The sequence below is a fragment of the Planococcus sp. 11815 genome, from assembly GCF_051096385.1.
In the GTDB taxonomy this organism is placed as follows: domain Bacteria; phylum Bacillota; class Bacilli; order Bacillales_A; family Planococcaceae; genus Planococcus; species Planococcus citreus.
Window position 1 is genome coordinate 2,483,632 of sequence record NZ_CP096991.1, and the last position, 19,826, is coordinate 2,503,457.

The 19,826-nt window shown below is 45.2% G+C and carries 18 protein-coding genes; 3 read left to right on the forward strand and 15 right to left on the reverse strand.

What is annotated here, in order from left to right; genetic code table 11:
* Positions 1 to 23 precede the first annotated feature (23 nt).
* The 6 genes from M1Q06_RS12550 to M1Q06_RS12575 form a co-directional block, all read right to left on the reverse strand.
* Complete coding sequence (locus M1Q06_RS12550) at positions 24 to 887, reverse strand: NAD-dependent epimerase/dehydratase family protein (protein WP_434399827.1); 864 nt, start codon at positions 885 to 887, stop codon at positions 24 to 26.
* A gap of 18 nt (positions 888 to 905) precedes the next feature.
* On the reverse strand, positions 906 to 1,508 hold the full coding sequence (locus M1Q06_RS12555; protein WP_434399828.1) for a sugar transferase: 603 nt from the start codon (positions 1,506 to 1,508) through the stop codon (positions 906 to 908).
* Positions 1,509 to 1,531: 23 nt separating this feature from the next.
* Positions 1,532 to 3,373 (reverse strand): polysaccharide biosynthesis protein, encoded by a 1,842-nt coding sequence (locus tag M1Q06_RS12560; protein WP_434399830.1) that lies wholly within the window; start codon positions 3,371 to 3,373, stop codon positions 1,532 to 1,534.
* Between the two features lie 125 nt (positions 3,374 to 3,498).
* The gene (locus M1Q06_RS12565; protein WP_434399831.1) at positions 3,499 to 4,266 is read right to left on the reverse strand and encodes a tyrosine-protein phosphatase; all 768 of its coding nucleotides are present in this window, start codon (positions 4,264 to 4,266) and stop codon (positions 3,499 to 3,501) included.
* A gap of 183 nt (positions 4,267 to 4,449) precedes the next feature.
* Complete coding sequence (locus M1Q06_RS12570) at positions 4,450 to 5,154, reverse strand: CpsD/CapB family tyrosine-protein kinase (protein ID WP_434399832.1); 705 nt, start codon at positions 5,152 to 5,154, stop codon at positions 4,450 to 4,452.
* Positions 5,147 to 5,881: a YveK family protein gene (locus M1Q06_RS12575; protein WP_434399833.1), complete on the reverse strand. Its 735-nt coding sequence runs from the start codon at positions 5,879 to 5,881 to the stop codon at positions 5,147 to 5,149. The genes M1Q06_RS12570 and M1Q06_RS12575 overlap by 8 nt, the downstream gene beginning before the upstream one ends.
* Before the next feature lie 393 nt (positions 5,882 to 6,274).
* Between M1Q06_RS12575 and M1Q06_RS12580 the strand changes: the two genes are divergently transcribed.
* Positions 6,275 to 6,877, forward strand: a complete 603-nt coding sequence (locus M1Q06_RS12580) for an SGNH/GDSL hydrolase family protein (RefSeq protein WP_434399834.1) — start codon at positions 6,275 to 6,277, stop codon at positions 6,875 to 6,877.
* Positions 6,878 to 6,889: 12 nt separating this feature from the next.
* Positions 6,890 to 7,810, forward strand: coding sequence for a LytR family transcriptional regulator (locus M1Q06_RS12585; RefSeq protein ID WP_434399835.1), 921 nt, complete (start codon positions 6,890 to 6,892; stop codon positions 7,808 to 7,810).
* Between the two features lie 54 nt (positions 7,811 to 7,864).
* Here the strand turns inward: M1Q06_RS12585 and M1Q06_RS12590 are convergent, their stop codons facing one another.
* The 5 genes from M1Q06_RS12590 to M1Q06_RS12610 form a co-directional block, all read right to left on the reverse strand.
* Entirely contained in the window at positions 7,865 to 8,311 is a 447-nt protein-coding gene (locus M1Q06_RS12590; RefSeq protein WP_434399836.1) for a hypothetical protein, read from the reverse strand.
* A 323-nt stretch (positions 8,312 to 8,634) separates the two neighbouring features.
* A complete protein-coding gene (locus tag M1Q06_RS12595; protein WP_404466685.1) occupies positions 8,635 to 8,874 on the reverse strand; it encodes a hypothetical protein in 240 nt (79 codons plus the stop codon).
* A gap of 258 nt (positions 8,875 to 9,132) precedes the next feature.
* Complete coding sequence (locus tag M1Q06_RS12600) at positions 9,133 to 9,327, reverse strand: hypothetical protein (protein WP_404466686.1); 195 nt, start codon at positions 9,325 to 9,327, stop codon at positions 9,133 to 9,135.
* Between the two features lie 197 nt (positions 9,328 to 9,524).
* Positions 9,525 to 10,682, reverse strand: a complete 1,158-nt coding sequence (locus M1Q06_RS12605; RefSeq protein ID WP_434399837.1) for a glycosyltransferase — start codon at positions 10,680 to 10,682, stop codon at positions 9,525 to 9,527.
* 36 nt (positions 10,683 to 10,718) lie between these two features.
* Positions 10,719 to 11,792 carry a dTDP-glucose 4,6-dehydratase gene (locus M1Q06_RS12610; protein ID WP_434399838.1) on the reverse strand — a complete coding sequence of 358 codons (1,074 nt, stop codon included), beginning with the start codon at positions 11,790 to 11,792 and terminating at the stop codon, positions 10,719 to 10,721.
* Between the two features lie 389 nt (positions 11,793 to 12,181).
* On the opposite strand from M1Q06_RS12610, the gene M1Q06_RS12615 reads away from it, so the two are divergent.
* Entirely contained in the window at positions 12,182 to 12,430 is a 249-nt protein-coding gene (locus tag M1Q06_RS12615) for a hypothetical protein (RefSeq protein WP_434399839.1), read from the forward strand.
* Between the two features lie 609 nt (positions 12,431 to 13,039).
* On the opposite strand, the gene M1Q06_RS12620 is transcribed toward M1Q06_RS12615, so the two are convergent.
* From M1Q06_RS12620 to M1Q06_RS12635, 4 genes are all read right to left on the reverse strand, one after another.
* Positions 13,040 to 15,055: a bifunctional 2',3'-cyclic-nucleotide 2'-phosphodiesterase/3'-nucleotidase gene (locus tag M1Q06_RS12620; RefSeq protein ID WP_434399840.1), complete on the reverse strand. Its 2,016-nt coding sequence runs from the start codon at positions 15,053 to 15,055 to the stop codon at positions 13,040 to 13,042.
* An 825-nt stretch (positions 15,056 to 15,880) separates the two neighbouring features.
* Positions 15,881 to 16,255 carry a hypothetical protein gene (locus M1Q06_RS12625; protein ID WP_434399841.1) on the reverse strand — a complete coding sequence of 125 codons (375 nt, stop codon included), beginning with the start codon at positions 16,253 to 16,255 and terminating at the stop codon, positions 15,881 to 15,883.
* Positions 16,256 to 16,482: 227 nt separating this feature from the next.
* Positions 16,483 to 17,508 carry an acyltransferase gene (locus tag M1Q06_RS12630; protein WP_434399842.1) on the reverse strand — a complete coding sequence of 342 codons (1,026 nt, stop codon included), beginning with the start codon at positions 17,506 to 17,508 and terminating at the stop codon, positions 16,483 to 16,485.
* Positions 17,509 to 17,601: 93 nt separating this feature from the next.
* Positions 17,602 to 18,567 (reverse strand): patatin-like phospholipase family protein, encoded by a 966-nt coding sequence (locus M1Q06_RS12635; RefSeq protein WP_434399843.1) that lies wholly within the window; start codon positions 18,565 to 18,567, stop codon positions 17,602 to 17,604.
* Between the last annotated feature and the right edge of the window lie 1,259 nt (positions 18,568 to 19,826).

Here is a 19,826-nt window from a genome sequence, read left to right on the forward strand (position 1 = left end):
ATATTACTCAAAACCTTTCCATCTCATTTCTCAGTTACTCTTACCGATTCACTTAAATCTCTGACTCGGTAATTTTCTTTATATACACTAATATTCTGGTCGTACACCAAGTTACCAAAAACTTTATTGATAATATTGATTCTTTTTATAAGAACTTTTATGAGCGGATTAAATGTTTTTACCATGAATATCTTCTTATTGTGAACAGTTGAGATCTCTTTTACCAAATCACTTGTTTTCACATATTCAGCATTTTGAGGAAAAAATAATCCAGATTCATTATTATCAACAAGCTTTTTAATAAATTCGGATAGATTATCTACATGCAACATACTTCTTTGATTTTCGTACTCTGGAAAAACCGGAAGTGATTTTGCGATTTTTGATAATTTCGGGTAATTCCCTTTTGAGTTTTTCCCGTAAATCATAGGAGGTCTGATTACTGAGATTTTAAAATTTTGATCTTCTAGATGCTTTAATCCCTCTTCTGCTAAAAGTTTACTATTACCATAAAAGTTGCTTGGGTTTGGTAGAGTATCTTTGCCAATCACCCTTTTAACATTGTCTCCATCCCCATAGACAATAATGCTACTCATAAAAACAAACTGTTTAGTGCCTTGCTCTTTAGCGAATTGTGCTACTTCAATCGTTAAATCTCTATTAATTTTGTAATATCGTTCTTCCAACTTAGGATCTGCAGAGACATGAGCAATTCCAGCCACATGAATAATTGTGTCATAGTTACCGAAGTTCTCTCTCTTCCATTCATTTCCCCGCACAGAAATTTCAGAGACATCGTATTGGTCCGGCCATTGTTTTAACCACTTTATGAAGTTAGTACCGACATAGCTTCCTTTACCTGTGATTAAAATCTTTTTTTTCTCCATGTCTCTAACATCCTTATATTAAGAGTTTTTATTACTTATATCCGTACCTTCCTTAACGCCTTCACTTCTCAATACACTAAATACAGTTTTCACAAAAATCTCTGAATCAAGAACTGGATTTTGCTTTTCAACATACTCTCCATCGATTCTTGCTTTTAATGCTATGGGCAACTCGTCACGTCCACTAATTTGCGCTAAACCAGTCAATCCCGGAAGCACATCATTAGCTTTGTATTTATCACGCTCTTCAATAAGATCGAGCTGATTCCATAAAGCTGGACGGGGCCCAATTAAGCTCATATCTCCCTTAAGAATATTAATCAATTGAGGTAATTCATCCAAACTGGTTTTACGAAGAAACTTTCCTACTGGGGTAATATATGCATCCGGTCTATCTAATAAATGCGTAGGCATTTCTTTCGGCGCATCTGTCTTCATCGTTCTAAATTTTAAAATATGGAATTCTTTTTTTCCTTTGCCAATGCGTTTTTGTTTAAAAAATACTGGACCTTTAGAATCTAACTTTATAACCAAACTCAAAATGAGAAAGACGATAGATAAGCCAGCGAGAATTAGCAGTGAAAGCGTAAAATCTACAAAACGTTTTATAATTGGGAACATGCCTCTTCCCCTTCCAATTCGAATTAGCTACTACTTGCTACTAGTTTCTTAGTTTCAACATTCTTACGGTTAGCGAGTCCAACCAACAGTTCTTTAAGTTCTATGTCTTCCATCTCATGCAACTTCTCCATGATATATTTGAGCTCTAATTCTGCTACTGGATTTGCTACACCGATAAAGATTTTGGGAAATACTTGTTTATCCTGAATTTCATCCGAATCAAGTAATTCCTCGTACATTTTTTCTCCAGGACGAATTCCAGAGAAATTGATTTGGATGTCATCTTCCGAATAGCCAGATAAGCGAATTAAATTTTTTGCTAAATCGACTATTTTTACAGGTTCACCCATATCAAGAACAAATACTTCTCCACCACGTGCTAAAGTTCCAGCCTGAATCACTAAACGAGAGGCTTCTGGAATCGTCATAAAATAGCGCGTCATGTCTGGATGTGTAACGGTTACAGGTCCACCAGTTGAGATTTGCTTTTTAAAAAGTGGAATAACTGATCCACGAGAACCAAGAACGTTACCAAATCTAACAGCTACAAAAGTTGTTTCGCTCCGCTTCGCTAAATTCTGTACAATCATCTCTGCAAATCGTTTCGAGGCCCCCATCACATTCGGTGGATTAACCGCTTTGTCAGTTGATACCATAACGAAGTTTTTCACTCCCGCCATGTGTGAGGCTTCTGCAACATTCTTTGTCCCGTAAATATTGTTTTTCACAGCCTCCATCGGGTTTCCTTCCATTAAAGGAACATGTTTATGTGCTGCAGCATGGTATACAACATCTGGTTTGTACTCATCCATAATTGTAATGATTCGTTCACGGTCTTGAATATCTGCAATTAGAGGAATAATTTCAGTTTCGTTGCCCATAGACTTGCGCAACTCCATGTCTATTAAGTAAATGGAGTTTTCACCATGGCCAAGTAATAAGAGTTGTTTGGGACCAAAGCGCGCAATTTGACGACAAATTTCAGATCCAATCGATCCACCCGCGCCTGTAACCAAAATCGTCTTACCAGTTAGTTGATCAGCAATCTTATTCATATCAAGTTTTACTTCTTCACGTCCGAGAAGATCCTCAATTTTCACATCTTGAATATCAGTCACAGAAACCTTACCCGTCATGACGTCTTCAATAAGGGGGATAGTCTGGGTTTTGATACCGGTGTCCATACAGTGCTTAATTAGTTCTGCAGCTTCTTGCTTGGAAAGTGAGGGAATCGCAACGATAATCCGCTCAATGGCATTATCTTTTGCGATGGCATCAATGTCTTTTGTTTCGCCATGTACGACACGTACGTCATAAATGTCTAGACCGTGTTTATTCTTATCATCGTCAACGAACAATACTGGCAAGAATCCATTCTCAGGATTGTTCAATAACTGGCGCGCAACAAGCGTGCCGGCTTTTCCCGCACCTACGATCATTGTTCTTTTCAGTTCTTGATCTGAAGGTTTCAATTTAAAAGCTCGACCACGCATCATACGCCACGAAAGGCGAGATCCACCGATTAAAAGTACATGAAGCATCCAAGTGATAGCTAACGCACGGACTAAGATGTCACCACGATATAGGAATTGGACAAGTCCGATTGCGACAATGGATAAAGTTACAGCTTTTACAATAGAAGAAAGTTCACCAATAGAGGCATATTCCCATACTTTCCGGTAAAGGCCAAAGTACATGGCGAATACGTGATGGGCGATGAAAATGGTTAATGCGCTTGCTAAGAGGAATTGATTCTGGAAGATATCTACGTAAGGATAGAGGATGTAGTAACCGACGAAGATAGAGAAAAATACTATTAACGAATCGACTACTATGAGTAAAGACATTCTGTTTTTCAGTGACATATGGGTCCACCCTTTCACGAGGTACTACTATTTACACAAGTGCTGGAAATCTGTTGCTAATTTTAACACGCATTTCCCAGTAAAGATAGAGTAGAAATGTAAAATTCATACTAAAATATTAGGTTTTAAGCAAAGATATTCCACCACTTGCCCTTTTCTATGTCTTGTGGCTCAAGAACGTACAAGTCTTGGTCCAGGAGGATGCGGTCATTGTTCTCAAGTAGGATGTCAATCATCTGGTGACGGTTCTTTTTCTCAAGCACATCAAGACCCGCATTGAAATGGAACGGCCGCACGTCTTCACTGTGCACATCCGAACCATATACATGGATCATATTCGCATCGATCAGTTGCAGCGCCGTTTTTTGGATGCTCTTGCCGAAGCTTCCTGAGAGTGATCCTGCTGTCACTTGCGCCATTGCGCCATGAATTAATAGTTTCTTTAATCGTTCCGGTTTTTGGATGATCCCTTGATTGCGCTCTGCATGGGCAATGATGGGAATGTAGCCGGAAGTAATCAATTGTTGGATGACTGGCACTGTGTAAGCCGGAATTCCAGAAGAAGGCAGCTCTAATAGCACATAGCGAGATTCCGCTAAGGTCAATGCTTCGCCATTCGCGAGACGTTCTGGCAATTTATCGGATAAGCGGCATTCCTGTCCGCTATAAATTTCAAGCGGCAATTGCGCTTCTTTTACATAGTCTTTCACTGTTTTCAATTGCATATGAAGTGCTGCTATATCGGTCTTAAAGTTCGGGTGGTGACCGTGCGGCGTCGCAATAATCCCTGTCAATTGTTCATTGACCGCCATATCTAATAAGCGTTTTGTATGGTTCATCGTTTCTGCACCGTCATCCAGCGCCGGTAAAATATGTGAGTGCGTATCGATCATGTTTAATTCCCTCCTGTTGCTCGGCAATCATTTCTCAGGTCCAGGTATTCATTTCTCTATAAGAGTTCTCTATGTATTAGTTTGTGATTGATAGATTTGACAACTATGGCTAGCTTTAAATTTTTCTTTGAAAAAATTGGGTACCGCATTTAAAAGAAAAAGCAAAAGGAGGAGACCCCCCTTTTACTCTTCAGCATTGCCGTAGTATTGGTAATAATAGCTGTCTTTTGCCAGCTCAAAATTGTTCAATACGGCGCCGATCAATTTGCTGTTGGACGCTTCGATTGCCTCTTTTGCTTTGGCGGCCATTTCCTTTTCCGTGCTTCCGGAATTGACGACCAAAATGGCACCGTCGCATTTATTCGCCAGCACCTGTCCGTCCGTTACAGACAAGACAGGAGGTGCGTCAAAAATCACGACGTCGTATCGTTTCTTTAAATCAGAAATGAGCATCCCCATTGCGTTGGATGCCAATAGTTCTGCGGGGTTCGGCGGAATCGGTCCGCATGTCATCAAGTCTAAACGCTCAATTGTAGTTGGACGGATTGCGTCTTCTACAGAAGCCTGACGCGTCAAGACGTTTGATAGGCCAATTGTATTCGGCATATGGAATGTGTAATGAGTTGTCGGTTTGCGCATATCGCCATCTACAAGAAGTACATTCTTGCCTTCTTGTGCGAATACAGTCGCTAAGTTGGCAGATGTTGTTGACTTTCCTTCACCTGGTGCAGCGGAAGTGACAACGATTGAACGGAGTTCCACATCGGGTGATGCGAAATTAACGTTTGTCCGAAGTGTACGGAATTGTTCTGAGACAAAAGAACGCGGCGTTGTATGCGTGATGACTTTACGTGCTGTCGTTTGGAGACTTTGTTTTTTCTTAGCCATTCAATTCCGCCGCCTTTCTGCGATTGCTCGTTGTTGTTTCAAGTTCTGCTTTTTCTTTAATCGGTGAAATCACACCTAGTAGTGGAACTCCAAGAATGTCTTCAATGTCTTGTTCAGTCTTCATCGAGGTATCGAGGTATTCACGTAAGAATGCGATACCGACTCCAAGCATTAAACCAACTACTGCGGCGATTGCCATATTCAAGATTGGATTCGGTTCAACCGGGCTTGGATTTTCTTTTAATACGGCTGGCGATAAAATCGATACGTTATCGACGTTCATCAATTCACGAACATCATTCTCAAATACTTCCGCTGTCGTATTAGCGATTTCGACTGCTTGTGCTGGATCTTCATCACGTACGACTACGTTCACTACTTGTGAGTTTTCTGCTGTATTAACAGTAATTTTTGAAGTTAATGCTTCAGCGCTCATATCCAAGTTCATTTGCTCAATGACTTGATCGAGAATTGCTGGGCTTTTAATGATGACCGAGTATGTATTGATGAGTTGCAGGTCAGTTTGAATGTTTTGATTCGTCATCTGTGATGCTTCAGTTTGTTCTTGGTTGACAAGAATTTGTGTCGAGTTCTCATAAATCGGCGTCAAATACAGAAACGAAATCGCTCCTGCAATCGTGATCGCCAGGATTGTCGTCAGGGCAATAATTCCGAGGTTCTTCTTTAATGTCTTGAATAAATCCTGTAAGCTAATAGTCTCTTCCATGTAGTAAATGGCTCCTTCTATTTTAATTTAAATAATAGACAAATTTAAACAACATAAGACAGTATATCACAGGAATATACCATTTGGACTTCCAATTTTAAAAAGTTATATAGGAACAAGGATGGATTTATGCTATCTTTAATTTATATTAATGGCTATTTTTGAAAGGAGTAAAGTATGAAATTGTATAAATTAGGAGGGCTCGTTGCAGTCCTTGCTTGTCTAGGAATCCTTGTCTATTCTTACTTATCTTGGCAGGATAAATTACAATCAGCCACAAAAGCTGATGCAGAAACAACGATTGAAGCAGAAAGTGAAAGCACAAAAAGCAGCACTGAGAGTTCACAAAATAAAAGCTCAAACACTGATTCAAAAGAAAAAAGTGACGAATCTGTGAACACAGAAATTTTTTCAAATATGGATGAACAAGTCCAAGAACTGTTCCTTCAGAAGACTTCCGAAGGCGAAACACTCCAATTATTGATTACAGGCTCTGAAGCACTTGAATCCGGCGACCCGGGTTATGCGGAGCGCTTGAAGACTTCATTAGAAGAAGCATATGGCGATTCCATTGAAGTTACGATTGAACCAGTAGAAGGAACATCCTACAATTTGCCGAGCGTGGATTTATCAGCCGGCTACGATCTAGTCTTGCTCGAGCCGATGACGCTTATGAACAACGATCGCATTTCCATTGAAGATGAGCGCAAAGATGTCCGTGACTTCACCACTCGCCTGGAAGCAGAAAATCCAGATGCAGTTCTTGTCCTACACGCACCGCAGCCGATTTATGGCGCCGGGTTCTATCTGGCACAAGTGCAGGCACTCGAGGAATTCGCCAATCTTTACGGTCATCCGTACATTGAGCACTGGGATGCATGGCCCGAAACGGACGACATCGCTTTGAAGGAACATTTGACTGAAGACGCCGTCCCTAATGATAAGGGCGCTGAAATGTGGGCAACCGAACTAGCAAATTATTTTATCGCGAACTAACGGAGGACCGACATGAAAAAGAAAAGAAAATGGCCCAAGTACGTGCTCATCGCACTGCTTTTGGCGCTTATCGCTGGCGGCATCTACGCCTATAGCGTCTACTCGAATTTCACGACGACACTGGATACAATGCACGAACCTGTCGAACGCGAACAACCGTCTGTCGAACGGACCAAGATCGTCGAGTTCGACCAGCAAGATCCGTTCTCTGTGTTACTGCTCGGCGTCGACGAACGCGAAGACGATCGCGGCCGTTCGGACACGATGGTCGTCATGACCGTCAACCCGGAAACACAGTCGACCAAAATGGTTTCCATCCCGCGTGACACTTACACCGAAATTATCGGGCGCGGCACCACAGACAAGATCAACCACGCCTATGCATTCGGCGGCATCGAAATGTCGATGAACACGACCGAGAACTTACTTGATATCCCGATCGACTATGTCGTGCAAGTGAACATGGAAGGCTTTGAAGATATCGTCGATGCAGTGGATGGCGTGACCGTCAACAACTCACTCGCGTTTGATAACTTTCAGGAAGGCGAAATTCACTTAGACGGCGAAGAAGCATTGGAGTATGTCCGCATGCGCTACGAAGATCCGCGCGGCGACTTCGGGCGCCAAGACCGCCAGAAACAAGTCATTCAAGGCGTTATGCGAAAAGGCGCTTCCATTAACAGCCTCTGGAACTACAAAGATATCTTTGACGCGCTCGGGCAAAACGTCCGCACGAACATGACCTTCGACGAAATGGTCGACGTGCAGCGCAATTACCAAGACGCCGTTACCAATGTTGATCAGATGATTGTTGAAGACGGCTACGGCGAAACCATCAACGGCATCTGGTATTATATGATGGACGACGCAGAACTTGCAGAAATCCAGTCTACGTTGAAAGAGCATTTGGAATTGGAACAAGCAGCGGAATAATAACAAAAACTGCACCAGAGCCTAAATGGCTTGGGTGCAGTTTTTTGTTTACTGTCATATTTGGACTGTGGACATGCTTGATTGCTGTTCGGGCTTTTCTCTTTTTCGCAAGATCTCATCCACTACAAAGAACACAATCGATGAAATGACCGCGAAGATGACATAATCACGCAGGAATAAGTACGAAATAAAGCCAAATGCAATATGGATCAACAAGGCCAATAAAACACAGAACTTCTCCGTACGCACAGTCACCCAATCAGCAATGAGCGAAGTGGGAATCCCAAAGACAAAATTACCGAATAGAAAGATCAGTAAGATATGCGACGCCAAGAAGAATGCTGCAACATCTATCCCTTCTAGCTCACTTATCGTATACATCAACAACGGCACCAAGACCAAGCCTAGCGAAGTATAAAGAGCCGCCTTCGCTTTTCGTTTCACCCGATCCGGTTTGTGCAGTTGTTTGCTGATTTTCGGGATGAATGTCAGGGCGATCACCCCAAGGGCAATCATATTTCCAACGATGCGATATGAACTACCGGCATGTATAACACAAAAATGAAAAACGGCGCGTATATTATATATTTAGTCATCACTTGCCTCCTCATTTTTATGCTATAAAAAAACGGACTCGCCGGACAAGGAAATTGGCTACCCTTAATTAACACTATAACTAGAGATGTAGTGGAAAGCCGTGACTCCTGAGGGATCAGGACGAGCTGAAGACCCTGGACTGAGCAAAGCGAAGGAAGCGGCTGAAGCCGACCCCCTCGGAAAGCATCGGCTTGGAACGAAATCTCAACCCACAAAAATAGCCACCCTCAAAGGGCAGCCATCAATTCACCGGAGTTCAGTGCTTTTTTTTTAATGAGGTCGAACTTTGCGGCCTGCAGCTCGCATTGCTGGACGAAGTAGACGAATGCCCGGCGCGGGATGCCCAGTTCTTTTGCACCAACAGCCGGTCCTAAGTCCTTCTTGATATAGTAATCGTACATAATGTCTTCAATTGCTTGCTTATGTTCTCTCTCTAATTGCTTTTTTACCAGCTCGTAATCCTTCATATCCCCGGACACTCCTCCCGTGATTTGCGTTTATATACGGTGTTGTATTTTAAGATGTACCTATTATATTCCTTTTAATCCCTTTTGACTAGTCCTTTTTGAATATTTGTACCTACTACTTTAAAATAATTAAATTATTTTGTTTTAAACCGGTTCGTTATTCCTCTTTCTTCTATATATACAGTATAATTCCGTATTTCCTTAACAATTTCTTTTCAAAGAAAAAACCGCTCCATGTAAAATGGGCGGTTTGTATAGTTATAGGCGCTGCAGCTTATCCGGCTTTAAATTGAATTCGTGAACGAAATGCATAAACACCTGTCTCGGGATTCCAAGTTCTTGTGCACCCGTGGCAGGGCCGTAATCTTTATCGATGTAAACGGTGCGCATGATTTGTTCGATCGGTTGCCCGTATTTTTTCTCTAAGCGGTGTTGGTATTCATTGAATTCCATCAAGCTCCACCTGCTTTCTGCTTATTCAGGGAGTGACTGGAGTCCCTTCCTGTATTATCTAATTCTCAGTATACAACAGGATTCTCCCAAATAATAGACCAAATGACACAAGAAATCGATATATAATTTCCAATTTCATCAAAACGCCTTTATTTAGCGGTTTTTGAGTGAACTTTCAGACAAATAAACAGCTATTCTTATCCGTTACTTTTTCCCTTGCCTGATAGTTTACCGTTCGCCAGCTCGATGAATTCCGTCATCACCGCATCAATCTCGAATTTGCGTGCTTTGTGTTTGCAGCGCTCCGCCACTTTTCGGTAGACATTTTCCGACACTAGCAGGTTTTTCACGAGCTCGCCAATTTCATACATCTCCGGCGCTTCCCAGTAGGATTCTCCGACTTCATAAGGCGGCAACTCGTGAAAATAGCCTTCCGATAACGCTTCGGCATCATTCGCGCGCGACGTGATGCCTGGGACACCCGATCCGCATGCCTGAATCATCACCGCACCGGAGCCGATAAAGCAAAAGCAGTCCAGCAGCACTTCTTCAACCATTCCGCTTCTTGGCATCGAATGCAAGAAGATATGGTCGCGCGCTTCGGATTCCGCAATGCTTTTGCGTAAACGTGCTTCGTCCGGTCCTTCTCCGTAAATATGGTAAGTGAACTCTGGATCGATTTGGATGAGCTCTTCCATCAATTCGATCACTTGCGCGTAATGCGTGGTGAATTGCTGAATCGCCCCGACCGAGACGATGCGCCTCGAATGCGGGCTGCCGAGCTGTTGGTCTTTCGCACCTTGTTCGACGGGTGGTGGCATAAACTGTTCCGGTACTTCTGACCCGAGTGCACGCGCCGTATAGCGCCGCACTGTCGGATTCATAAACACCAGCTTGTGATGGAATTCTTTATCAATCGCCTTCAGCGCACGGATAATCTTTTTATTGCGCTCGAGCTTGTACATCTCGGGCTGATAGACGCCCGATAAGCGCAGCTGAGCAGGCACCGCATACGACAACAGCATTCCTGATGGACTGAAGGAATACACCAGATCGTATTTATCAGACCTAACAAGCTGGTTCAATACCGACAAATCGAGCGTCGGTTCTTTGCCGTTGTCCCGGACGATGACTTTAAGCTTGTTGATTTGCTGGAGATGTTTAAGGAGAGGGCCGCCGCTGCTGTAGAGATAGACGCTCACGTCATAGCCGTTTTCTGCCAGCCAGCGCGACATGCGGACGATCAATGCTTCGACGCCGCCCGCTTTCATATGTTTATGGACGAGGGCGATTTTTCGGATCTGCCCGTCTGTCCTATTCTTGCCTTGTTTCTCAACCGTTTCAAATGGAATCATGGGACACCTCGTAGCACTCGTCGTTTGGTTTACGTGTTATACAACTTCCCATAGCCGCTTTTTCGAAAGCGTCCAATCGATTGTTTCTTTAATACCTGCATCAAACTCCGTTTCCGGTTCGTAATCGAATTGCTGTTTCAATTTATTCGAAGACACCGCAAAGCGATGGGGCGGTTTTGCGCCGCTCGCTGGTTCGACAAAACGGATCTGGTTTTTGTACGTGTCATTTCCCGGGAAATGACGATCGAGCGAGTCGCAGATCTTCTCGACGATTTCAATGGTCTTCAGCGGCGCGTTGCCTCCTGCAAGATAAATCTCTCCTGCATCCCCTAAATGAAACACGGTATCCGCCGCACGCCAAAAATCTTGGACCGACACCCAGTCGTGAACATCTTCTCCTCCTGAATAGACGGGGATAATGCTTCCGGACAGGGCTTTTTGCAAAATGATCGGAATGAGCTTATCGTCTTGCTGGTGCGGGCCGAATACATTTGATGCTTGCAGCACGACCGCATCTATGCCGTAGCTTCCGTGGAATCCGGTCACCATCAAATCAGAACTCGCTTTACTCGCCGCATATGGGCTGATCGGATCGTATTTCATCGTCTCATCTGCGAAGCCTTGTTCGCGCGGCCCGTAGACTTGATCGGTCGAGATGTGCAAAAAGCGCGAGCCTTCGTAGCGTTTTTTCATTTCAAACGGGCCGTTCATCCATTGTTTGCGCGCCGCATCGAGTACGTGAAAAGTGCCGAGCACATTGGTTTCCGCAAAAATCCCCGGATTTCTCATCGACTCTCCGACATGCGTTTTTGCCGCAAAATGGACGACGTCGCTGATTTCGTAATGCTCAAATACCTGCTCGACCGCATCGCTATTGCGGATATCGATCTGATGAAACGCATAGCGCTGGCAGGCTGATAAGGGCCGCAGCAATTCCGGCACGTTTTCTGCCTCCTCGTCGATCGCCACTACTTGGTAGGCCGGGTATTTGATAAGTAGTTCGTGGATAAAGCGCGATCCCAAAAAGCCGTGTCCTCCCGTTACCAAAATCGTTCTCATGATTGGCTTTTCCTCCTCTCCTGTTGGTTTGAATCCCACATCAGTTCTCATGGTGCCCCCACCTCTTCCGCCGTTTTCTCTAATTTACCGGTCAGAAGTTAAAAACAAGTAAAAAACTTGTATTTTAAATAATGGTTTAAGTATACAAAAAATTTAGGTATTATGGAACACTTTAGGTAAATTTAAAGAGACTATAGTTATAATTATTGTAAGATATTATCCATTTACTTAATAAGAAGAAAACAAACTTGCAGTAAACCCCGTTTCTTTATAAATTATTGCTATTAGAAATCGTGTTTTGTACTAGAAATTAGAGAGAAAGAATGAATCTTGGGGTTATCGGCTTTAGAAAAGGTGGCCATTATATAGAAGAAAGCGGAATTGGGTATGTTAAGGTAACGGAAAGAAAGGGGATGTGACGTATCGAGATACCAATTGTTATGTATATTCTTTTCGTAGGCGCTGCGCTCATTATGGGGGCACTCTCTGCCATTATTTTCATGACGATCTACCGCAAGAACAAACGCGCTGGCCTATTAGTAGGCTCCCTGTTCCTTCTCTGGTTTGCCTATCAGATGTTCACGCTGTCCAATATCTCCGCATCGCTCGCTGTGACGGTTTTTGCGATTTATTTGTTATACGGGATTGCGGCTTATCGGAAGTTGAAAACTGAAGGATCTTTGGCTTGAGGGATCAGCCCCGCTAGGGGGATTTGTGTCAATCTGCCTCATTCACCTTGTTCTGGTTATAGTGAATGGAGAACTGGTTGCCTGATGCGTCTGTTTTTATTCGCAGTCGCCGCTTAGGGTTGAGCTTTCGCACTAAGCCAATGAATTGGCGAAAGGCAGTTGAGCCGATTCATTTGCGACGCATCTGCCTCGCAGATGTGGGAGCAAGGTGTTAAAGCGAGGCTAAGCAAAGCGACAGTAGAGAAATGACTTTGCTGAAGTTGATGATTGCTTCGCTTCACCCATGGCGCGGAACTGCTTGGAAATTTCATTGTGAAGAGTTAGTGAGATGTGAGTGTTACAGTACTTATCGCACGGCTGTATCGACACTTAGTATTTGGGGTGACTGACTAAAGCTTGTCTATTCCACTGCACAAAGAAACTTTGCATTGGAAGCGGCTGAAGCCGGCCCCCGGGCAGCTGAAAACGCGACGTCCTGTCGCATCAGCTGCATGACCCGCATCCTGCGGGCCCAAAGCGTCGGCTTGCAGCGCAATCTCCACCACTATCCATTCCTATATAAAACAAAAAAACAGACCCAAGAGAAAATCTCTCGGGTCTGTTTTGTGTTTACTGGATCGTATAGCCGTATTTGGCGAAGCCGTTTTGTGTGGCTTCGATATACTGGATAGCTGGCTCATTCTCTGCCAGGCTTTGTGCCGAGTTCGACGTTTCGAATACAAGGTTCGGGTCGCCTGCTACCGGCGCGAACTGCCAGTTGCCGTCTGCGGATGGATCAATTGTGCCGACTTCCAAGATGTAATCTTGGATCGCTTGGCGGTTCTCATACGCAAAGTCGATGGATTCTGTTGCATTGCGGACACCTGGGAAGTTGCCGCTCGCACGGTAGTTGTTCGTTACCACTAGGAATTCCTGGTTCGGGTCGATCGCAGCGCCTTCGTATTGAAGGTTCTCGATGCGTTCTGCGCCTTCATTGACAACAGCGCCTTCGCCGTCGTATTTCGCCGGTTCTGTGATATCGATGTCGTATGTGACGCCATCGATGACATCGAAGTTATACGTGCGGTAGTTGTCGTTGATGAATGTCTGCTCGCCCGCTGCGTCCGGGTCGATTTGTTTGAACTGGCCGGCTGACATTTCGAGCCATTCCTTGAGGTCTGCGCCTGTCAGTTTCAAGACGAAGACGGTGTTGTCGTAGACGTAAAGATCTGCGACGTTTTTGATGGCGATTTCGCCGGTTTCGATATTCGTGTAATAATCGCCGCCGTTGCGCCCGCCTGCTTTAAACGGAGCTGCTGCGGAAAGTAACGGAAGATCTGCGTTTGCCGTTCCAGCGAGTTGCTGCTCAGCGTACCAAAGTTGTGCATTGTTGACGATTTGCACGGATGGGTCATCTTGCACGAGTGAGAAATAGCTGTTGATCGGAGCCGTCGTTTCGCCGACAGGGCTGCGGATGTATTCCACCGTGCCTTCATGCGTTTCTTTCACGGCTTCGATGACTTGCTCAGCGACTTCATCTGTCGTTGAATCGATGGCGCGCAGTTCCGCTTCACCGTTTGTGATGCGCCATTTCTTGCCGCGCGGCTCCAGTGTCAAATCAATGACGCCGAGATGGCTGCCGAATTTACCAGGCATGACGACCGGTGTGCCGTTAATCGTGCCGTTTTCCTGGTCGACATTTTCAAGGTCGCCAAACGATCCCGGGAAGACGTCGTGGTTATGGCCCGTGATGATCGCATCCACGCCGTCCACTTCTGTCAGCTGATACGTGATGTCATCTTCTTTATCAGTATGAACTTCATCACCCATTCCGGAGTGGGATAGAACGACCACCACATCCGCTCCAGCTGCCTCAACTTCTGGAATGAATTTCTCGACGGTGTCCGCTGCATCTTCTGCAATGACTTCGCCTTCAAGGTGTGCACGATCCCAGCCCATGATGCCAGGTGCGACAACACCGATGACGCCGACTTGGATGGTGTGCTTTTTGCCTTTACGGTCTGTTACTTCTTTATCCATGATCGTGTACGGCGTGAAACGGTTCTCGCCCGTTTCCGCATCGTATACATTGGCGTTTAGTACCGGGAACGATGCTTCTTCTAATGCGTTATCGAGATACTCGAGCCCGAAGTTGAACTCGTGGTTGCCGAGTGTCGAAGCATCGAAATCAAGCGATTCGAGTGCAGCGAACGCTGGGTGCAACTCATCTTTTTCAAGCGGGTCGACATTGACCTTATAGCCGCCGAATGGAGTGCCTTGGATCAAGTCGCCGTTGTCGAATAACAAGCTGTTCGGGTTTTCTTCGCGTGCATCTCCAATCAAAACGCCCGTTTTCGCGAGCGATAATGAATTGGATTTCGCGTCGCGGTAGTAATCGTAGTTGACGAAGTTTGTATGTAAATCCGAGGTGCCGAGAATCTGTAGTTCCACTTCTTTGAGCTTTCCTTTTTTGCCGCTATTCTTCCATTCCTGGATGTATTCTTTGAAGCTTTGCCCCTTGCCTTTTCCAGGGTTTTCTTGCGCTTGCGGATTGCTATCTCCCGCTGCAATCGCTGGTGCCCCCGTTGTCAAACTGCCTAGCACGAGCACCGAAGCGGCGAGCGTCAAGGATAGTTTCTTGCTCATTCTTCCATCTCCTCATCATTCATAATGGTCAAGCAAAGTTATTATACTACTTCGGGTTTCGGAATAGAATGCGTTTACAAAAAATTGTGTCTATTGTAACAAGCTTTACTTGATAGAATCGTATTGATGGGTTTCTGGAGAACAAATAGTCACGCGGAAGTTATAGCTAATTGATTAGTTGTGTGAGATGGAATGGGCATCAGCTGGGTAAATCCCTTAGTGGTTGTTACTCACCCTAAATTGATAGATAGATGAGAGGTATTTGATTTGGGGCGTCTCTCGAAAGAGCCGCAGTGTCCGCTTGGGGTTGAGCTTTCGCAATAAGTCAGGAAGACCACCTGTCTTATTGCTTCGCTTCACCCTTGGCGCGGAACTGCTTAGAGATTTCATTGAGAAAAGTTAGTGAAGTGAGATTGGTTCTCTAGTGATCACATGACCGCATCGAAGCTCAATCGATAGGATGAATTTCGAAAGCTTGCTCATTTTACTGCAGGTATTGCATCCAGTGGAATATTTTTTCTAAACACCATTAAAGAATATGACACTTTTAACATACGATCTATTTATAGAGATGTAGCATAGGGCGGCGACTAATGAACAAGCGAAAGATACTTGAGCTTGTTCGTTTGCGACGCATCTGCTCGCAGATGTGGGAGCAGTGGGATTTACTACTACTTCCCGAGCGAGCTGGAAGCGGCTGAAGCCGGCCCCCTCAGAAAGCGTCCGCCCGAAGCGCAATCTCCCCCACTATCCATTCCTATATAAACCAAAACAAAAAGCCCTGCAAACAACAGAGCTTTATTACCTTTATGCTATTTGTACATCCTATTGAAGAATCTTTTTCAGATCTTGCGTCTGTTCTGCCGTCAGCCTGAAGAATTCTTGGTTTTCTTTATGGGATAGGACGTTGCGTTCATTGGACATGATGGCCCGGCCATTGTCGCGGTACCAGATAAAACGACGGATTTCCTGGACGCCATCGTCTGGACGGTCAATGGTGAAGACAGCCTGCGGTTCAACCGACAACCAGTCGAGCGACTCGAGCTCGGTTTCGTTTTGCAGAATCGTTCTGAGTGACACAATGGAAGCTCGGTCACTGATGTCTTTCTGGAAATGAACCCCTTCGGTCAAGCCATCGGTAAATGGCACGCCGACCCGTATGACTTCATTATTTGTACATGCCGATAGCACAATCGCCATCGCTATCATTACGCCTAGCCAAATCGACCTCTTGATACTATCACCCCTTTATACCCACAAACCCGCCTTTATTTACAATTAAATACAGCTTATCATGGTATTCCGTTTAATACGAGTTATTCTATCAAATCCATCAAATTTTTAATCATCAACCCCGTCCACACACTGCCACATTAATCAGTAGCCTCTTGTGTATAGGGTTATATAGACATAAGTGCTTAGATTCCCTACGGGACTAGCCTTCTCACTACCGGTGTCTTCTGCATCAGGCGGATAACGACATACGACAAGATGAAGATGACAATCCACGACAAGGGGACGCCAATCCACACATTGATGGTCGTTTCGTTGAAATTAAACAAGCGGTTCAAATACGTCTGGATTAGCGGGTGAATGATATAGACACCAAACGTGGCCGTACTGATGCGCGTAATGAGCGGCGTCGATTTCAAGTTCTTGCCCAGCTGCTGGAACGCAACGAAGACGAAGAGCGAAACAAAAATCGCGTGAGGGTAATAATGCTCGTAGAAGAAGTCATCGAAATCGCCCGCTTCACGCCCCACATTGGCCGACACCGTTCCGTACAGCGTAACCGCATAGCCAATAATCGCGAGTACCCCAAGTGTCGGTAGCCAGCGTTTCGGCAATGGGTACATGACCAGGTACGCACCGAGCAGGAAATAGCCGATATACGGCGCGAACATTTGCCCCGCGAAAGCGACTTCATAACCCGTCGCCCGCGTAAAAATCGGTACCGCGGCCGAGAACAAGAACCAGAACGCGAAGAAATAATGGAACATCGTCTTGTCCATATGCTTTACGAGAATGCGTAAAAACGGCGCCATCAAATACAGCCCCGTGATGATATAGAGAAACCAAAGATGGAAATAAATATCGTCCGAAATGAATGCACCGAGCATTTGCCCTGGCGTATATTCCTCACCGAGCTGAAAAATATTATAGGCCATGTAGATGGCGCTCCAGAACAAGAGCGGCAATAGGACTTTGCCGAGCCGCTTCCGGAGAAATTCACCGATCTGTTCTTTTGAGTCGCGCGTAAGGAGCAATGCGCCGCTCAGCATGAAGAAGATCGGCACGCACCAACGGAGTGCGCTGTCGATCGCGTTTGCGTAATGCCATTCCCAATCGCCGGTTGTGTAATTATTGATGATTTTCGATGCGACGTGGACGCCAACGACCGTAATGATCGCAAACACCCGCATCCAGTCCATATAGCCGTATCTTCGTGCCATTGGGTTGACCTCTTTTCACTATGATTCCTCGCTTATTTTAACCGAGCCGCCGCTGCAATTACCACGACAAACGCATTACACTTCGATGACAACTCATAACAAGCGGCACAATTTATCGAGTTCAGCGCTTTGGCTGTCGATCATGCGCTTCGCGACTTGCCGCAGCCGGGCGAGGTTTTCCGGCGTCACGCGGTCTAGCTGTTCGATCCCGGAATCGTCCGCGGGCAGTTTTTCCTGAAAGCGGTAATAGCGCTGGTCGATTCCCTCGTCTTTCAATAAATGACGCAGTTGATGGTCGACGGAGTCGGAACTGCCGTCCATCATCACTTTCAATAAAGAACGCGCCCAGCCGTAATGGAAAAAGGCCCGCCATCCGGTCACTTCCACTTCGCGCTGCGCTTCCCCGGTACCGAGCGATACGAGCAGAAAGTCTTCCTCTTCGTCTCCGTAAAGTTCGAGCCCTTCCGTATAGGCGCTCATCCCCGGGTCATTGGCGAACACGCCGCCGTCAATAAACGCCGCTTTCGGGTAATCCGGAATCTTTGCTGGCGCAAAATAACTCGGAGCCGCCGTCGCAGCCCGAATGATGTGACGGATTTCGCTGTCAGGCTGTCTTTCGTTCAAATTGATGACGGTGCTTTTGAAAAAGTGCGCATGCCTTCCGTGGATGTCATAAGTCGGGATGACAGCTGGCTGTAGCAGGTCGGATAATTTCAAGTGGTTGAAGTAATGTTTGAGCACTTGTTCGAATTCGCGGTGGCTGTATTGCGTATGAAGAAAGCGTCCGACGAGTCCGAATGAGCGGTGAAGGAAGGATTTCCGGAACATGCGCTCAGCTTCTGTTTCGTATAGCTTGAGGATGTCATTCGCTGTATAGCGCGGCTTTTTGCCGTCCGGCACTAAGAGTCCAAGTGCCAAGATCGCGCCGGTCGAGGTGCCAACGAAGATATCGAATTGTTCAGAGACCGGTTTCCCCGTCCGCCGCTCCAGTTCACACAGCATCATCGCCGGCAAAATCCCCCGTATGCCCCCGCCATCGATCGATAGGATCTTCTTCATATGGACAGCCTCCTTCTATAGATATGCGTTTCTTTTCTTCTATCGGTTAAAAATAAGTGATCTATGATTTTTAGAATGCTGGATGTGATATCCGTTAACACAGCGCTTGGCGCTTTGGGCATGGCTCCTGTGATGAGCCCGAAAGACCATCGGTCTCATCACTTCGCCTAGCCCTTGGGCGCGCCGGCGCTCGGGTCAATTCAATGTGAAATGGATAGATTAATTGGATTTCATTATTTTTATTTTGTGGTGACGCGAAGAATGCGAGACTGCTCCCAGCGCTTTACGCTGAGTCGCGGCGACTTGTACTAACGGTGAAGTGAGGTTTTCTAAACTTAAATTGTGATTCGTCAAAAACTACTTTCTTCTATATAAGTAAGCAGAAATTCAAAAAGCTCTTTCTACTAGTAACGCTTATCACTCAGTGAAATATGGCATTTACTGCCCCTCTAAAACTAGAGATGGAGCGTAAGGCGGTGACGCCCGAGGGATCAGCGGGTTTGAGAGACCCCGCAGGAGCGCACGGTTTTGCGCGACGAGGAGGCTCGATTCCCGCCCCTGGGCAAGCTTCCGCCTGGAGCGCAATCTCAACTCTTCACTTTTTCTATATCTATTGAAGATCAAAACACTATCATTTTATATATTCTCTAAATCACCCAGTGTAATGTGTTTTTTGCTTATTCCTCTAAAACTAGAGATGGAGTGAAAATCGGCGACTCCTGCGGGAATAGCATGAGCCGAAGACCCTGGACTGAGCGCAGCGAGGGAAGCGGCTGAGGCCATGCCCGCGGAAAGCGTCCGATTGCAGCGACATCTCCCCCACTCAAATACTTCTATTAATTTCCGTATACCCCTAACCCACAAAAATAAAGCAATGAATGAATTGTTACAGTTGTGTAACAAAGCTTTATTGCTATAGTTTTTGACTTTTCTAATAATTATATGATTAACTTGACTAAAAAACTGCTATGAAAGTATTCAAAGTCCCGATTTGGAAATTATAGGAGCTGAAATTTACAACAAATTCTGCTGGATTGTAATATTTTATGAATTCAAACTCTCGCGAAATGCTCGTAATTCCCGTTTTTCAAAGAAATAAACATCTACTTGTAAATATTACCACCTCCAAAACCCTTGATATACCTGGGTTTATGAGCCGTCATTCACTTGTAATATTGTTGTAACCTAATTGAAACTCCACAGACATTGTTTTTGTAGGGGGCAGTCTATATAGTAAGTGGCAGAGCAAATTAATGATA

What these genes read in the sequence shown, in the direction of transcription:
- M1Q06_RS12620 (WP_434399840.1), bottom strand. Translation starts at nt 15,055, where the DNA reads ATGAGCAAGAAACTATCCTTGACGCTCGCCGCTTCGGTGCTCGTGCTA.
- M1Q06_RS12550 (WP_434399827.1), bottom strand. Translation starts at nt 887, where the DNA reads ATGGAGAAAAAAAAGATTTTAATCACAGGTAAAGGAAGCTATGTCGGT.
- M1Q06_RS12595 (WP_404466685.1), bottom strand. Translation starts at nt 8,874, where the DNA reads ATGAAGGATTACGAGCTGGTAAAAAAGCAATTAGAGAGAGAACATAAG.
- M1Q06_RS12635 (WP_434399843.1), bottom strand. Translation starts at nt 18,567, where the DNA reads ATGAAGAAGATCCTATCGATCGATGGCGGGGGCATACGGGGGATTTTG.
- M1Q06_RS12575 (WP_434399833.1), bottom strand. Translation starts at nt 5,881, where the DNA reads ATGGAAGAGACTATTAGCTTACAGGATTTATTCAAGACATTAAAGAAG.
- M1Q06_RS12610 (WP_434399838.1), bottom strand. Translation starts at nt 11,792, where the DNA reads ATGAGAACTGATGTGGGATTCAAACCAACAGGAGAGGAGGAAAAGCCA.
- M1Q06_RS12615 (WP_434399839.1), top strand. Translation starts at nt 12,182, where the DNA reads ATGTATATTCTTTTCGTAGGCGCTGCGCTCATTATGGGGGCACTCTCT.
- M1Q06_RS12605 (WP_434399837.1), bottom strand. Translation starts at nt 10,682, where the DNA reads ATGATTCCATTTGAAACGGTTGAGAAACAAGGCAAGAATAGGACAGAC.
- M1Q06_RS12560 (WP_434399830.1), bottom strand. Translation starts at nt 3,373, where the DNA reads ATGTCACTGAAAAACAGAATGTCTTTACTCATAGTAGTCGATTCGTTA.
- M1Q06_RS12555 (WP_434399828.1), bottom strand. Translation starts at nt 1,508, where the DNA reads ATGTTCCCAATTATAAAACGTTTTGTAGATTTTACGCTTTCACTGCTA.
- M1Q06_RS12570 (WP_434399832.1), bottom strand. Translation starts at nt 5,154, where the DNA reads ATGGCTAAGAAAAAACAAAGTCTCCAAACGACAGCACGTAAAGTCATC.
- M1Q06_RS12585 (WP_434399835.1), top strand. Translation starts at nt 6,890, where the DNA reads ATGAAAAAGAAAAGAAAATGGCCCAAGTACGTGCTCATCGCACTGCTT.
- M1Q06_RS12600 (WP_404466686.1), bottom strand. Translation starts at nt 9,327, where the DNA reads ATGGAATTCAATGAATACCAACACCGCTTAGAGAAAAAATACGGGCAA.
- M1Q06_RS12625 (WP_434399841.1), bottom strand. Translation starts at nt 16,255, where the DNA reads ATGGCGATTGTGCTATCGGCATGTACAAATAATGAAGTCATACGGGTC.
- M1Q06_RS12630 (WP_434399842.1), bottom strand. Translation starts at nt 17,508, where the DNA reads ATGGCACGAAGATACGGCTATATGGACTGGATGCGGGTGTTTGCGATC.
- M1Q06_RS12565 (WP_434399831.1), bottom strand. Translation starts at nt 4,266, where the DNA reads ATGATCGATACGCACTCACATATTTTACCGGCGCTGGATGACGGTGCA.